At 61.4% G+C, this 15,325-nt stretch carries 13 protein-coding genes; 8 read left to right on the top strand and 5 right to left on the bottom strand.

Going from position 1 to position 15,325, the window contains the following annotated elements:
- From JNL55_RS23865 to JNL55_RS23835, 7 genes are all read left to right on the top strand, one after another.
- A partial coding sequence (locus JNL55_RS23865) for a formylglycine-generating enzyme family protein (RefSeq protein WP_293860049.1) occupies positions 1-489 on the top strand: 489 nt, incomplete at its 5' end.
- A 37-nt stretch (positions 490-526) separates the two neighbouring features.
- Complete coding sequence (locus JNL55_RS23860; protein ID WP_293860046.1) at positions 527-850, top strand: hypothetical protein; 324 nt, start codon at positions 527-529, stop codon at positions 848-850.
- A 25-nt stretch (positions 851-875) separates the two neighbouring features.
- Entirely contained in the window at positions 876-1,709 is an 834-nt protein-coding gene (locus JNL55_RS23855; RefSeq protein ID WP_293860043.1) for a MotA/TolQ/ExbB proton channel family protein, read from the top strand.
- On the top strand, positions 1,709-3,112 hold the full coding sequence (locus JNL55_RS23850; protein ID WP_293860040.1) for an FHA domain-containing protein: 1,404 nt from the start codon (positions 1,709-1,711) through the stop codon (positions 3,110-3,112). The genes JNL55_RS23855 and JNL55_RS23850 overlap by 1 nt, the downstream gene beginning before the upstream one ends.
- The gene (locus JNL55_RS23845) at positions 3,093-4,187 is read left to right on the top strand and encodes a hypothetical protein (RefSeq protein ID WP_293860037.1); all 1,095 of its coding nucleotides are present in this window, start codon (positions 3,093-3,095) and stop codon (positions 4,185-4,187) included. Before JNL55_RS23850 ends, JNL55_RS23845 begins: the two co-directional genes overlap by 20 nt.
- 12 nt (positions 4,188-4,199) lie before the next feature.
- Positions 4,200-5,294 carry a hypothetical protein gene (locus JNL55_RS23840; RefSeq protein WP_293860034.1) on the top strand — a complete coding sequence of 365 codons (1,095 nt, stop codon included), beginning with the start codon at positions 4,200-4,202 and terminating at the stop codon, positions 5,292-5,294.
- 7 nt (positions 5,295-5,301) lie between these two features.
- Positions 5,302-6,216 carry a hypothetical protein gene (locus JNL55_RS23835; protein WP_293860031.1) on the top strand — a complete coding sequence of 305 codons (915 nt, stop codon included), beginning with the start codon at positions 5,302-5,304 and terminating at the stop codon, positions 6,214-6,216.
- On the opposite strand, the gene JNL55_RS23830 is transcribed toward JNL55_RS23835, so the two are convergent.
- The 5 genes from JNL55_RS23830 to JNL55_RS23810 form a co-directional block, all read right to left on the bottom strand.
- Positions 6,213-7,604 carry a TonB family protein gene (locus tag JNL55_RS23830; RefSeq protein WP_293860028.1) on the bottom strand — a complete coding sequence of 464 codons (1,392 nt, stop codon included), beginning with the start codon at positions 7,602-7,604 and terminating at the stop codon, positions 6,213-6,215. The two genes, JNL55_RS23835 and JNL55_RS23830, sit on opposite strands and share 4 nt — an antisense overlap.
- Positions 7,605-7,671: 67 nt before the next feature.
- The gene (locus JNL55_RS23825) at positions 7,672-8,745 is read right to left on the bottom strand and encodes an SAM-dependent methyltransferase (RefSeq protein WP_293860025.1); all 1,074 of its coding nucleotides are present in this window, start codon (positions 8,743-8,745) and stop codon (positions 7,672-7,674) included.
- Positions 8,742-9,530: a DUF1295 domain-containing protein gene (locus JNL55_RS23820; RefSeq protein WP_293860021.1), complete on the bottom strand. Its 789-nt coding sequence runs from the start codon at positions 9,528-9,530 to the stop codon at positions 8,742-8,744. The genes JNL55_RS23825 and JNL55_RS23820 overlap by 4 nt, the downstream gene beginning before the upstream one ends.
- Positions 9,527-9,883, bottom strand: coding sequence for a DUF1475 family protein (locus JNL55_RS23815; protein ID WP_293860018.1), 357 nt, complete (start codon positions 9,881-9,883; stop codon positions 9,527-9,529). The genes JNL55_RS23820 and JNL55_RS23815 overlap by 4 nt, the downstream gene beginning before the upstream one ends.
- 224 nt (positions 9,884-10,107) lie before the next feature.
- On the bottom strand, positions 10,108-12,042 hold the full coding sequence (locus tag JNL55_RS23810) for a methyl-accepting chemotaxis protein (RefSeq protein ID WP_293860015.1): 1,935 nt from the start codon (positions 12,040-12,042) through the stop codon (positions 10,108-10,110).
- Between the two features lie 167 nt (positions 12,043-12,209).
- On the opposite strand from JNL55_RS23810, the gene treS reads away from it, so the two are divergent.
- A partial coding sequence (gene treS / locus JNL55_RS23805; protein ID WP_293860012.1) for a maltose alpha-D-glucosyltransferase occupies positions 12,210-15,325 on the top strand: 3,116 nt, incomplete at its 3' end.

Genomic DNA, 15,325 nt, shown 5'->3' with positions numbered 1-15,325 from the left:
CGCATGATGGCCGTGCAGCCGCTGACCACGGGCTATCGGTTGCCCACCGACGCCGAGTGGGAATGGGTGGCGCGCTTCGAAGGCGGCGGCAAGTTCCGACGTTATCCGTGGGGCGAGTCGCTGCCGGTGACGCCGCGATCGGGAAATTACGCAGATGTGACCGCACGTTTGCTCGTTCAGGATGTCATTCCAGACTATGACGACGGTTATGCCGCGTCGGCGCCCACCGGCAAATTCGCCGCCAATGCGCTGGGTCTGTTCGACATCGGCGGTAACGTCGCCGAATGGGTACATGACTACTACACTGTGACCAGCGATAGCGGTGACACGGCAGTCGATCCGAGCGGCCCGGCCGACGGCAAACAGCACGTCATTCGTGGTGCCAGCTGGCGGCAGTCGAGCGTTACAGATTTGCGCTTGTCGGCGCGCGATTTCGGTGAGAGCCAACGCAACGACGTGGGCTTCCGCGTCGCCCGATATGCAGAGTAAAGCGAAGTCGGCCCGTGAAGTAGGCGAGGGGCAACAGATGAAAGCGCTGCGACTGCTGATGATATTGGCCGCTTGTTGCGCCACCGGCACGTCGTGGGCTGCCGAACCCGCTGCCAAACCGGCGGCGCCGCCGGCCGCCAAGGCCGCGCCCAAGCCGGCCGCCAGCGAATCCGCTGCCCCGAAGGCTGACGAACAAACTAAGGTTCAGCAGGGTACTCAGGAGGAGGGCGAATCGGACGCCGATCGGCCGCCGCCGGCCGCCAAGCCCAAGGCTGCCGGTAAGGGCAGCTCGCCGGAGCGCTTCGTGCCGTCGGAACAGGTACGCGCCGATTTCGACGTGTCCTTCCCCATCGATATTTGATTCGAGCTACGACAGGACTTCACTCATGGTAACCGCAGCCGCTCCGGCACCTCGCTCGCCCCGCAAGGTTCAGTACCCGAGCGAATTTTTCGTGAACGTGCTGTCGCTGATCGTGACCATCCTGGTGGTGCACGCGCTGTACGTGTCCTGGATCTATCCCACCGGTAACGAGATCGTCGCCGCCGAACAGGCGCGCCTCAAGGCCGATCCGAACTACGTGCCGGAACGCTCGTTCTTCCTGGTGATCAACGCGCCCGAGCAAGAAGTCGAAATCATTCACTTCATCTGGGCGCTGCTGATCCTCGGCTACAAGGCTGTGCTGGTTCGTCGCGAGCGCCAGTTGTTGGAGCGCGAGCTGATCCACGTGCCCGAGGGCATCAAGGTCTTGCCCGAGGATGCGAAGGATTACGCGCGTCAGTTAGAAGGGTTACCACAGCAAGACAGGTCCATGCTCGTGGTACGAGCGTTACAACGCGCGCTCGATCGATTCTCCGCGACACGCAGCATTCGCGACTCCGCTGAAACATCCAAAGCCGTGTGCGATTCCGAAGCGGATCGACTCGACTCGGGCCTGGCCATGATTCGTTACATCGCCTGGGCCATTCCGGCCATCGGCTTCATCGGCACGGTGCGTCACATCGGCGACGCACTGTTGCAAGCTCATAAAGCGGTCACCGGCGATATCACCGGCGTCACCTCGGGCCTGGGTATCGCGTTCAACGCCACGTTCGTCGCGCTGTTGTTGACCCTGATCCTGATGTTCTTCCTGCATCAGTTACAGCAGGCGCAAGAACAGTTCGTGCATGACACCGATCATTGGATCGACCAGCATCTGATCCGCCACATGCAGGTGAGGTAGTGCTAGCTCTCGAGCTCATCGACGCCGCATTGGTCGTCGCCCGCAAACAAGGCGAGAGCGTAGAGGTTGTTGCCGACGCGCCGGGCGTGGCATTACTCGAAGATTCGCAGACCGTCACGGGTTTGGATGCTCTACAGCGAGTGCGGCGACAACCGCTGCTCGCGCACACCAATTTCTGGCGCGGTCTCAGCACGCAGCCGCTGAGTCGTCCGTCGCGCGTCGCTGGCACAGCGGCCGACGTGGCGTTCGCACAGGCCGAGAAGTTGTTGGGGCAGTTCAAGCAAGAAAGCGAAGGCGTGTTGCTGGCCGTGCCTGCGGGTTACAACCGCGATCAACTCGGGTTGCTCCTCGGCGTCATCAACGAGACGGGCGTGCGAGTGGCCGGTCTGGTCGATGCGGCATTGGCGGCATGCAGTTTGGAGCCGGCGCCAGCACGAGTGCTGCATCTCGATCTCGAACTACATCAAGCTTTGCTCACCGTACTGGAATATTCGGGCGGCGAGCACCCGGGGCTGAAACGCAGTCGTTATGAAATTGCCTTGCGCCACGGCTTGCTCGGCATCCAACAGTCGTTGGTGCAATTCATCGCCGAGAACTTTGTTCGCAAGACGCGCTTCGATCCACTGCACGACGCCAACAGCGAGCAGCGGCTAGTCGATCAATTGCCGGCGTGGCTTGCCGAGTTGCAACAGGCCGAGACGGTCACGCTGTCGTTCCAATTCGGCGAGCGAGAGCTGCAGCTCGAAGTGGAACGTTCACAGCTGATTGCCGCTGCCGAACCGCACTACCTGGAGCTGCTGCGTTTGGTGCAAGGCGCGCGAGTGGCCGGAATGCCCATCGAATTGCGTCTGTCACAACGAGTCGCATCGATGCCGGGCTTGCTGGATCGATTCCGAACCTTGCGTGATTGCACGATTCAAGTGTTGCCGCCTGCGGCTGCCGCGTGGGGCACGCTTCAGTACGCAGGAAGCATTCGACGTGCGCCGGATTCGTTGGCATTGGTCTATCAGTTACCGGTGCCGCGTGCCGACTCAGGCGACGTGGAATCGTCCGATGTCGAAGCGACGCCGCCGCAACTACGGCCGACTCATGTGCTGTTCCAAGGTCGCGCCTGGAGCATCACCGAGCAGCCGCTGACCATCGGCTGGGCCGTGGAAGGTCGTGCTCGTGCACTGACTTTGCCGAACGCCTTGCCGGGCATTTCGCGAGCCCATTGCACGTTGGTTCGGCGTAACGGCGCCGTCATGGTCGAGGATCACAGTACTTACGGCTCGTTCGTCAACGACGAAAAAGTCTCCGGCCGCACGCCGCTCACCGTGGGCGATCGGCTGCGGCTCGGTTCGCCGGGCGTCACGCTCGATTTGATTCAACTGGTGAACGACCATGGCACGCCGCAAGACTGAAGTCTTCAGCATGTCGTTCCTGGATTGCATCACCTGTGCATTCGGGTCGGTGGTGCTGGTCTATACGTTGATCAATGCGCAAGGCGGGTTGCGCGCCCAGACCATGGATCGTTCGCAGCGCGCCGAAGTGTCCAAGCTCGAAGAGCAAGTGCTCGAGGGTTACCAGAGGCTGGTGGTGCTGCGTAACTCGATGATCCAGACCGACAAGGAATCGGTGCGCACCGAGGGCATGGGCACGCGCGTGCTGGAAGAGACCGAACGTCTGAAAGTGGAGCTGGCCGATTCGGACAAGGAAACTTTGTCCCGCCGCGAAGCCATCGAACGACTCAAGGCCGATTTGAAATCGCTCGAAGAAGGCACGCGTCGACTGGAAGGCGCGAGCAAAGATCCGAGCGCCACTGGTACTCGCGTGCGAGGTTTCGTCGGTACCGGCGATCGTCAGTATCTGACCGGCTTGCGCGTGGGTGGCGATCGCATTCTGCTGTTGGTGGACGTCTCCGCCAGCATGCTAGATGAGACTGTGGTGAACATCCTGCGTATGCGCAACATGAACGAGTCCAAGAAGCTCATGTCGCAGAAGTGGCGACGCACGGTCAGCACCGTCGAGTGGCTGGCTGCGCAAATGCCGCTGGAAGGTCAGTTCCAGATCTATGCGTTCAATACCAAGACGTATGCGCTGGCGGAAGGCACCGAAGGCAAATGGCTCAAGGCCAACGATCCGAATGCCATGACCGAAGCGCTGGAGAAGTTGCGTAAGACCGTGCCCGCCGAAGGCACCAGTATCGAGAATGCGTTCATCGCGTTGAACGCGCTCAATCCCAAGCCGGACAACGTCATCATGGTGACGGATGGACTGCCGACGCAGGGCGCGGCCGCACCGTTGATCCGCAAGACCATCGATGGCGACGCGCGTCTGAAATTGTTCGAACGGGCGTTTGCCAAGTATCCGCGCACCGTACCGTTGAATGTGATCTTGATGCCCATGGAAGGCGATCCGATGGCGCCGGCCGCGTTCTGGGTGGCGGCGCGCGATACCGGCGGCTCCTTCATGAGTCCGTCCAAGGACTGGCCATGAGCGGGGTGCCACATGGGTAAGCGAGCACGACGCGAAACCGAGATCTTCAGTATCTCGTTCCTGGACTGCATCACTTGCGGTCTGGGCTCGGTGGTGTTGTTGCTGGTGTTGAGCAACATCCGTACCCCCAGTATCGAGCAGTCCGAAGAGGACCTGAAAGAAGAGTTGCTCAGCTTGCAGGACGAGCTGATCGAGATCGAAGGCGAGGCCGACATCTTGAACCGCGATCTGAAGGCCAAGCAGGAACAGCTCTCCGATGAGAAACGTCGCATCGCGCGTCTGCAAGGCGATCTCAGCGACGTGAAGGGCAAGTTCAACACGTCCAAGCAGGAAGCCGACGTGGCCAATCAGCTCGAAGGCCGGCTGGCCTCGGCGCAGCAGACCCTCACCGATGAAATGAAACGCCTGCTCGGCGCCGGCTTCCGTCGCAAGAAAGACGATGCCATCGGCGGCATTCCGGTGGACAGCGAATACATCATTTTCATCATCGATACCTCCGGCTCCATGTTCAATTACGTGTGGCCGATGATGTTGCAGAAGGTGGAAGAAACCCTGAACGTGTATCCGCAGCTGAAGGGCTTCCAGGTGATGAGCGATGAAGGCACCTACATGTTCAGCGGCTATCGCGGCAAATGGATTCCCGATACACCGACGCAACGGCGCACGGTGATCGACCGCCTGCGCACCTGGAACGTGTTCTCCAACTCCAGCCCCATCGAAGGCATCGTCGAAGCCATTCGCACTTATCATTCCAAGGACAAGAAGATCAGCCTGTATGTGTTCGGCGATGAGTTCACCGGCTCGTCCATCGATTCGGTGGTCAAGGGCGTGGACATCATCAATCGCGAGGACGCTACCGGCGAGCGCCGCGTGCGCATTCACGCCATCGGTTTTCCGGTGCGCCCGGATGCGCCTCAGTACACCAGCATTCGGTTTGCGACGCTGATGCGGATCCTTTGTCAGCGCAACGGCGGCTCGTTCGTCGGCTTGCAGGATCCGCAACGCGGCGGTCCGCGCTTCCGGATCGGGCAGAACGACGAGTCGTCCGCCGCGCCGGAGACAGCAACCGCGCTTGCCCAGGCCACCGTTCCGGGCCCATCGCCCTGAGGTCATCGTGAAAGACATTCGACTGCTGTCTCGCTCCAGTTCGTGGCTTCGAGCACGACAGCGCCAGCTGGTCGCCGTCGCCGCCTGCGGCCTGAGCGCCGCGATGGTGTTGCTGGCGGGTTGCGGCCCGGTGAAGCTGATCGCAAGCACCAACATTCCGCCGCCGCTGGTGGTGAAGATTCCCATCGGGGTGGCGCTGTTCGTGCCCACCGAGTTTTCTTCGTACGTGCACAAGGAAGAGCGCTGGAGCACCAAGTGGCACGTCGATCTGGGCAAGGCGCAGACCGACGGCATCACACGGTTGATGGGTGCGATGTTCGAGCGCGTGATCGCGGTGGATAGCGTGAATGCCGGCACTCAAGTGCCCGGCGGTGTGGCGGCGATTCTCGAGCCGAGCATCGAAGAATATGCATTCGTGACGCCGCGCGATGCGGGCTCGCCGTTCTACGCGGTGAGCATCAAGTATCGCGTGAACGTTTATCTACCCGACGGCAAGCTCGCCGATTCGTGGGGCTTCACTGGTTACGGCACTTCGCCGTCGCAAGGTCTGTCGAGCGAGGCGCCGTTATCCACGGCAACGGCGCTGGCGATGCGAGACGCGGGCGCGAAGCTTGCGGTGGAGTTTCGTGAGCAAGCGGTGATGCGCGGTCTGTTGCCGGAATCGCCGACGGCCGATGTGCCGCCGGAAACGACTCCCGCAGTGACTACGACTCCGCCGGCCGAAGCCGAAAGTGCCACTGCCGAGCAGCCGAAGGTTGCGCCGTTGCCGCCTGCGCCGAAGCTGAAGCCGGCCAAGCCCGCTCCCAAGCCCCAGCAAGATCCCACCGATCAGCCGCTGGAGAAAGAAGACAAGAAGCAAGATGACCAGGCCAGCAAGCCGCCAGAGGCCGAAGCACTGGCGCAGACGCCGCCGGTGTCTTAGGACTTACCTTCCTCGTCTTCCTGTTTGCGGATCTTGAACACTTCGCGAGTGACCACGCCCTGAGTCTCGACCGCTTGCCCGTCGACGAACTTGGGCCGATAGCGTGACGCCCGAATGGCTTGCAAGGCTTCCGAGGCCTGGCGCTGCGAGCCGTTCTGTTCGACCACCTTGGCATCTGCTACGTCACCGGTGGTGGTGACAGTGAATTGCACGGACACGAACTTTTCATCGGTCTGTTGCGGCGGCAGCTGACGATTACGCATCGCCAGCGGCGGCAGCGGGTAGTACAGCCGTACCGGAAAACTCAGGGGCGCAGCGGCGGCTTCCGGCGAGGACGTATCGATGCTGGCTACCAGAGCGGCGGCGCGCTGATAGTAAGGCAGCGATTTCTCGGGCTGATGTTTGATCTGGTACCAGTCGCCGAACTGAATCAACGTGTCGGTCAACACCGCCGGCGTGGTGTCGGGGCGCGCATCGAGAATCGCCAGCGCTCGCTGTATCGCGCGCTCGCCGTCGGCGCTGAGATATTTGGGATTGAGGCCGCGAGGATCGTTGGCCTGCGGATCCATCGACGCGCGATCCTGCAACGGCTCGTAGCCCTGCGTAATGAAAAAAATCTCTTGCACGTAGCTGCGCGCCAGCCCGCGTAACGGCTGGACCAATGCCGGATCGTTCTTGCCCAGTTTTTTCTCGATGATTTGCAGAGCGTCTCGATAACGATCGCGGCCGGGCAGGAAGTTGCCGGTGTCCACATAGAAGTCGCCGATGATGCACAGTAACGGCGCCATGCGCGGATCGTTGTCGCCGTAAGTGCGCTCACCGACCCGTTGCAGATAAAGCATCTGCTTGTGCGCATCGGTCATGCGACCGATCTGGCTCAGGCTCGAAGCCAGTTGTCGTAGCAAGCCCTGTTGGCCCAGGTCGAACAGACCGAAGGAGCGACGGCTGACGATCAGTGCGCGCTCCAGAATCGGTACCGCTTCTTCATGCCGTTCCAGCAGCGCCAAGGTGTAGCCCAGGCCGCGCAATGGATCGAGCAGCGCCGGGTCGGCGCCGCCGACTTGGGCTTCGGTGATCTGTAACGCTTCTCGATATGAGGTTTCGGCGTTGACTTTGTCGCCGCCGCTGAGCTGTGAGTTACCCAGCAGGGTCAGTGCATTGGCGAGCGCCAGCGGTTGCTGAGTGTTGGCGCGCGCGGTCTCGACCAGACGCCGCGCTTCCTCGATGGCTGCCGACCAATCGCGTTTGTCGTAGCGGGCCCAGAACTCCTGTTGGGATTCGGGGCGCTTGGGCGGGGCGGCGTGCGCGGTCATCAGCGTCGACAGGCCCAGCAGCACGCCCACTGTGACCGCGCTCAGCATCGGGCTCGACGATCGTTTAACCCTCATCATCCACCCCACCGACTCAGCCGCTCGACATCGTTTTCTCCGACACCGACAGGCTACGACGTCATCGCTACTTGGTAAACAGGTAGTGCGATACGAACCACTCCCGTCCACCGCGATAGCCCCACAGCTCGGCGCAAGCCATGAAAAACACGCGCCAATACACCCACCAGCGCTGCAGATTCTCGGCCCCGTAGGTCGCCGCCAGAAGCGGCTCGATGCGCGTGCGGTTGGCATCCATGTTTTCCAGCCAGCACTCGGCGGTGCGGCTGTAATGAGTGCCGTCGACCCGCCAGTGGTCGGACAGGCGCAGGTCGCGTTGGAAATAGCTCAGCAAATGATCGCTGGGCATGATGCCGCCGGTGAAGAAATAGCGCGCCATCCAGTCGTTCTCGTCGCGGATGTCGAACGGGTAGGCGTACTCTCGATGCGTAAAGATGTGTACGAACAAGGTGCCGCTCGGCTTCAGCCACGAGCCGATGCGTGCCAACAGCTGTTCGTAATTGCGCATGTGCTCGAACATTTCCACCGACACCACCCGGTCGAACCGGTTGTGCTCCAGCGCCAGGTCGTTCATGTCGCAAGTGACGATCTGGATATTGCGCAGTCCGCGACTGGCGGCCCGAGCTTCGATGAACTGCTTTTGAGTACGCGAGTTGGAAACGCCGGTGATGCGTGCGTTGGGATAGCGTTCCGCCATCCACAGCGTGAGCGAACCCCAGCCGCAACCCAGTTCCAGAATTTCTTCACCGTCGGCGATGCGGGCGCGGCGGCAGGTGAGCGCGAGCATTTCCGCCTCGGCTTCATCCAGCGTGTAGACGCCGGGTTGGAAATAGCAGGACGAGTACTTCAGATGCTTGCCCATGACCATTTCGAAAAACTCGCAGGGCAACTCGTAGTGCTGCTCGTTGGCCTCACGCGTGTTGATGGCGATGGGACTCGCCTTGAGTTGCGCGAGCAAGCGCATGAGCTGACGCTGTTGAGCTTCTTCGGTGGTCCGGCGTTCGTCACGCAGCCGCGCGGCGAGCAGCCGACGAATGCCGAAGCGCACCAGCGAATCGGGTAACAGATTCCGCGCCAGCAACCGGAACGGCAACGAGATGGCCGGATCGGCGGGGCGCGGCGTGATGACGGTAGCTGTCATGACTTCAACCTTTTCCTGGGCAAGGGAATGAATGCACTGGTGCGCTGCTGATACTCCCGATAGCGCTCGCCCTTGGAGCGCAACGCCTGCTCCTCGGTCGCTTTGACGCCGGTCACGTTGATCAGGAAGTGCAACATCAACGCCGGCATGGCCAACGCCACCCCGCCCCACGGCGAGGCCAGCGCGAACACCGCATAGCCGATCCAGATCGTCCACTCGAAGAAATAATTCGGGTGCCGCGAGTAGCGCCACAACCCTACATCGCAGACACGACCCTGATTGGATGTAACGCGCTTGAACGCGGCCAGCTGACCGTCGGCGATACTTTCGCCAATCAAGCCGATCAACCAGATCGCCACCCCGGCGGCTTCCAGCAGGTGCAGGCTGGGCTCGGGATTCAGGCAGGCGATGAACAGCGGCACGATCAAGATGACGTTCAGCAAGGCCTGCAGCTGAAAGAAGCCGAAGAACTTGGCGTTGAGATTGGCGGCCCAGCGTTGGCGCAGTTCCACGTAACGGCCTTCCTCGGGTTCGCCGATGATGCGTTTCGCCAGATGACCGGCCAGGCGGATCGACCACAAGCTATACATCGCGGCAATGATCCATTTGCGCGTTTCCCAGCCTGGCGCCAATACGGCGTACAGGATCGCGAGCACCGCGAAGTTTCCTGACCAGCCGATGTCGACGTAACTGAAGTTCTTGTTCCGGATGCCGAGCAGCCACAGCGCCGTCATGATCAGGAACACCAACAGCGCGCCGAGTCCGATGAGCAGCAGCGGAGTCATCGCGCCGTTGCTCCTCTGGAGATCAGGATGTCGCTAGCCGGCGCACCGGGCGGCAGCTTGTGGAGCTGCCAAAGCACATAACTGGCCATCGCCATGTTGCCCAAGGCCATGATGGCCACGAACCACAGCGCCCGGGCCAGCAGCCCGCGCTCCTTGAAACACACCCAGACGAAGAAGGTCAGGAAGCCGTAGTAGGCGTCGATCAAGGTGGCGAGGGTCCACCATCGATCCGGCTCGCGGCTCAAGCCTTGCCATTGCCAGATCGGCTGCTGGGTACTGGCCCACGAGGTGTAGGCAAGCAATGACAACAAGATGGCCGCAAACAGGATCTGCAGCAGGGCTCGGGTATTCATGAACTGGCCTCACGGTCGCGTACCGACCCCGCTTCACCATAGGCGCAGGCCGCACACTTCCCTTTATTTGACTGAGGTATTCGTCACCGGGCCAGCACCTGGATGCAGGTACCGCCACTTCATTCTGCGTCGCGGACCAAAGCTGCGCCAGGGCGGCACGGCCATAGGTCATGAGCTGACCGCACGGGGGCGGCCAGGCATGGGGCTCGAAGGGCTGCTCGGCGTTAGGCGGCCGAGCGAAGCGACTGGTTGGGCTGTTCGGTGCGCGGTGAGGCGCTGGCCGGCGCAGGGGCGGCGGTGTTAGGCCGAGCGTTGTCGTTGCTCAGGGTAAACATGCCGACGGCGTCCAGCAGGGTTTCCACCTGGCTGCGGAGGGATTGCGCAACGGCGGCGGTTTGTTCGACGCGGGCGGCGTTCTGTTGAGTGTCGCCGTCGATGTGATCGATGGCTTGATGCAGTTGGGCGATATCGTCGCTCTGGGTGCGGCTGGCGGTGGCGATCTCTTGCATGATGTGCGAGACGCTTTGCACCGAGCTAAGAATTTCTTTCATGGTGTCGCCGGCCGCATTGACCAGGTCCGCGCCCTTCTCGACATCTTCGATGGACGCGCCGATCAGTTTCTTGATCTCGTTGGCGGCGGTGGCGGAGCGTTGCGCCAGGTTGCGAACCTCGCCGGCGACGACGGCGAAGCCACGGCCTTGCTCGCCGGCACGCGCGGCTTCGACAGCGGCGTTCAACGCCAGCAAATTGGTTTGGAATGCGATTTCATCGATCACGCCGATGATGTCGCCGATCTTGCGCGACGAGCCGGTGATGGCCTGCATGGTCTGCACGACCTGACCCACAGCCTGATTACCGCGAGAAGCCACGCCGCGAGCGTCGTTAGAAAGACGTTCGCCCTGCAAAGCATTGTCGAGGTTGCGTTGAACGTTGCCTTGTACCTGCTGTGCGCGCTCAGCGGTCAAGCGAACAGCAGACGATTGCGAAGCTTCACGCTGCGCGAGTTCGTCGTTGGCGCTGGCGATCTGTTGACCGGCGCTATCGATCTCCACGGTGACTTCGCGAATGCGGTGAACCAGCGTCTGCAATTGCGAACGGCTGACATTGAAAGCGTTGATCAGCTGCGCGATCTCATCCGTGCCGCGTGCCGGATAGCTAACCGTCAAATCGCCCTGCGCGAGCTTGCGCATGCGGGTCATCAACGCGTCGAAGCCGCGCAGGTTGGAAATGTAGAAGCTCAGGATCAGATACAAGGCCAGCGACAGGCCGACGCAGGTGATCGCCAGCAGCAGGTTCCGGCGCTGCTCGAAGCCTTCGATACGAGTCGCCAGCAACTCGTCCAGCGCCGCCGTTGCCGCCGTCGAGACTGATAAGGTTTCGTCGGTTAGCTTGCCGCCAACGCGCGCAGTACCGGTCTCGCCACGGCGCAGACGCTCAGCGTGTTCTTTGAACTCGCCGTAAGCCTGCTCGAACTTGCTGCTGTCCAACTTGCGGATCAGCAATGCATTCGCACCGGTGGCACGTTCGATGGCCAGTGCCAACGAGTCGCGATACATGGAAGCGCGAGCCGCGATGAACTGAATCGCCACATCGTCGTCGCTCGACACGCTGCCGGCCGCTTTGATCTTCTCGGCCATGGCATCGAGCCGGCCGGCGGTCTCCGCCAGCTTTGGCGCATAGTCCATGACGATGGCCATGGCGTAATACGAATCCAGATCCGGGTCGAGCGTCAGCTTGGAGTTGTCGCTGATCAAGCCATACAGCGACAGCGCCTGGGCGGCAGTGTCGTTGAGGTCGGTGCCGTGCCAGCCGTCCTGCAGGGCGCGCAGTTCGGCCTTGAGCGCCAGCGCATTGCCCTGGGAGTCGTTCAAGGTCTGTGCCTGGCCGAGCGCATCGGAACCGGCGGTGTTCGAGCTGCTACCGGCGCGACGCGCCGACAAGGCGGCCATGAACTTATTCATGGACTGCAAATACGCGGTACCGAGTTGCTCAGATTGCGCGAACTCAATATTGCTTTTCGAGTAACTGACCACGCCGTACACGGCCACACACAACGGCACGATGAAGGCCGCGCTGATGATGGCGAATTTGATCGGCAGGCGAGCCACCTGCATCAGGCGATTCCCGGGCGAGAGAAAACGGTCCAATGTGCTCGACATACGTGCTTTTCTTGGTTCTCGGCCGGCTTGACTGGGGCGAAGCTCGCCCTAGGGCGGTATCGGCAGCGCACCATGAACCTTGAGCCAGCGTACCCGCCGTCGGACGGAACCCGACAACCCGTCCGATGCGTTTGAACCCATCGACTGCAAAACGTACAGCGCCTGCTATGAGCGACGACCCGCTTTGGTACAAAGACGCGATCATCTACCAGATGCACGTCAAGGCGTTCCATGACGCCAATGGCGATGGCATGGGCGATTTCGCCGGCCTGGCGCAAAAGCTCGACTACATCCAGGAACTGGGCGTCAACACCATCTGGTTGCTGCCGTTCTATCCGTCGCCGCTGCGCGACGATGGTTACGACATCGCCGACTACACCAACGTGCATCCCGACTACGGCACGTTGGACGACTTCCGCCAGTTCATCCAGGAAGCCCATCGGCGCGGCTTGAAGGTCATCACCGAGCTGGTCATCAACCACACCTCCGACCAGCATCCCTGGTTCCAGGCGGCCCGGCTGGCGCCGCCCGGGTCGCGCGAACGTGAGTTCTACGTATGGAGCGACGACGACCAGAAGTTCGCCGGCACGCGCATCATCTTCACCGATACCGAGAGCTCCAACTGGGCGTGGGATCCGGTGGCGCGCCAGTACTACTGGCATCGCTTCTTCTCGCACCAGCCCGACTTGAACCACAACAATCCCGAAGTGGTGGACGCGGTGATCCGCGTGATGCGCTTCTGGATGGACATGGGCGTCGACGGCATGCGGCTCGATGCGATTCCGTACCTGTGCGTGCGCGAAGGCACCAACAACGAAAACTTGCCCGAGACTCACGCTGTGCTCAAACGCATGCGTGCCGCGATGGACGAGAGTTACACCGGTCGCATGTTCCTCGCCGAAGCCAATCAGTGGCCCGAGGATGTGCGTGAATATTTCGGTGACGGCGACGAATGCCACGTCGCTTACAACTTCCCGCTGATGCCGCGCATCTTCATGGCGGTGGCGTTGGAAGATCGTTATCCCATCGCCGAGATCATTCGTCAGACACCGGACATTCCCGAGAACTGTCAGTGGGCCATCTTCCTGCGCAACCACGACGAGCTGACGCTGGAGATGGTGACCGACCGCGAACGCGACTACATGTACAAGATGTACGCCAACGAGCCGCGCATGCGAGTGAACGTGGGTATTCGCCGCCGTCTCGCCACCTTGCTCGGCAACGACGTCGATCGCATCAAACTGATGAATAGCTTGCTGCTGTCCATGCCCGGCTCGCCGATCATTTATTACGGCGACGAAATCGGCATGGGCGACAACATCTACATCGGCGACCGCAACGGCGTGCGCACACCGATGCAATGGAGCATCGATCGCAACGCTGGTTTCTCACGCACCGATCCGCAGCGATTGTACTTGCCCGTCATCATGGATCCGATCTACGGCTATCAGGCCGTCAACGTCGAGGCACAGAGTCGCGATCCATCGTCGCTGTTGAATTGGACGCGACGCATGCTGGCCGTGCGTCGGCAATACCAGTGTTTCGGGCGCGGCTCGCTCGAATTCATTCGACCGCAGAATCGAAAAATCATCGCGTACGTGCGCAGCTGTGGCAGCGAGATGATTCTTTGCGTCGCCAACTTGTCGCAGACCGCGCAGGCGGTAGAGCTCGACCTGTCGAAGTACAAGGGCCGCGTGCCCGTGGAAATGATGGGTCGGAATGCGTTCCCGCCCATCGGCGACTTGCCGTATTTCCTGACTTTGCCGGCGCACGGGTTTTTCTGGATGCAGCTGAGCGAGTCGGTGCCGCCGCCGACCTGGCACGTGGAGCGTTTGCCTGCCACCGAACTGCCGGTGTTGGTGCTGACCGAAGGCTTGGCGACTTTCCTGCCTGAAGTGACCAAGTCGGCCAATGGCAGCCTCATGCGTCGCACCTTGCAACAGCTGGAAACGGAAGTGATGCCGGAGTTCATCGGCGCGCGCGGCTGGTTCTCACATCGCCGCAGCGAAATTACTTCGGTACATCTCGGGCCGCGCACATTGTGGCGTTACGAACAACGCTCGTACCTGCTCAGCTTCGTCGACATCGACGGGGGCAGTGCCGGGCGGCGTCGCTATTTCATGCCACTGACCATCGGTTGGGAAGATGGCGTCGACACTGTTCTGAAGACGGCTGAATGGACGCTCGCCAAGGTCCGCGAGCACGCGCGTGCTGGTGTCATGATCGACGCGTTTGCCGATCCGGTGTTCTGTCTGGGCCTGATTCAATCCATGGCGCATCGGACTTCGATGCCGTTCGCTGGCTCCGAGCTACGTTTCGAAGCGCTCGGGCCATTGCCGCCGCTGCCGGCGCCCGATCTGCAAAGCGTTCGACACGTCGGCGCCGAGCCGACCAATACCAACATCGTCATCGACGAAGCCTTGTTCATGAAGGCCTATCGGCGCGCCGAGCCTGGCCCGAGTCCGGATCTGGAAATGGCGCGGCTGTTGACGGAGTCTGGATTCAAAGCCGTGGCACCGGTGCTTGGTCGTCTGGTTTGGAATGAAGCAGAGCCGACGCTGCTGGCTGCATTGTTCGGCTACGTCGGTAACCAAGGCGATGTCTGGACGTATGCGATCAATCATCTCGAGCGACATGCAGCTTCAATCTCGTCGCAGGACGCCGCGGTGCCCGAACAGCCGCACACATTGTTCACGACCCAGATGCAGGCGCTCGGCCGTCGCATCGGCGAAATGCACACTCTGCTGTCGAGGTCGGACGACGTCGCTTTCGCGCCCGAAGCCATCCGCTCGCAGGATTTGTCGCGCTGGTACAGCGCGGTGCAGTTCGAGGCGGACGCGACGCTCGGTCTGCTTCAGCAGCGCTTGCCAACGTTCACGGACAATCTGCGTGCTCGCGCTGAGCAACTCATCGGAGCGCGCGAGCGCTTGTTCGCCTACATCCGCGAACTCACCGCCGAGCCGGTCAACGGTCTACGAACCCGCATTCACGGCAACCTGCATTTGGCGAAGATCTTGCTGGTCGCGGATGATTTCCTGCTCACCGGCTTCGAAGGCGACATGACGTTGCCGCTGGCAGAACGGCGGCAAAAAGAATCGCCGTTGCATGACGTGGCGAGCGTGCTGATTTCGTTCCGTTACGCGCGCACTGTCGCGTTGGAGCATGCAATCGTGCACCGGCCTGAACTACGCGAACGGCTCGAACCCGACTTGGGGCAGTGGCTGACGCTAACGACACGTGCGTTCCTGCAGGGTTATCGGCGCAGTGTGATTGAAGCAGGGGT

Origin of the sequence: Steroidobacter sp. (assembly GCF_016790065.1) — a bacterium.
Lineage (GTDB): Bacteria > Pseudomonadota > Gammaproteobacteria > Steroidobacterales > Steroidobacteraceae > Steroidobacter.
The sequence above is the reverse complement of the archived record's forward strand: the minus strand, read 5'-3'. Positions and strand labels throughout refer to the sequence as shown.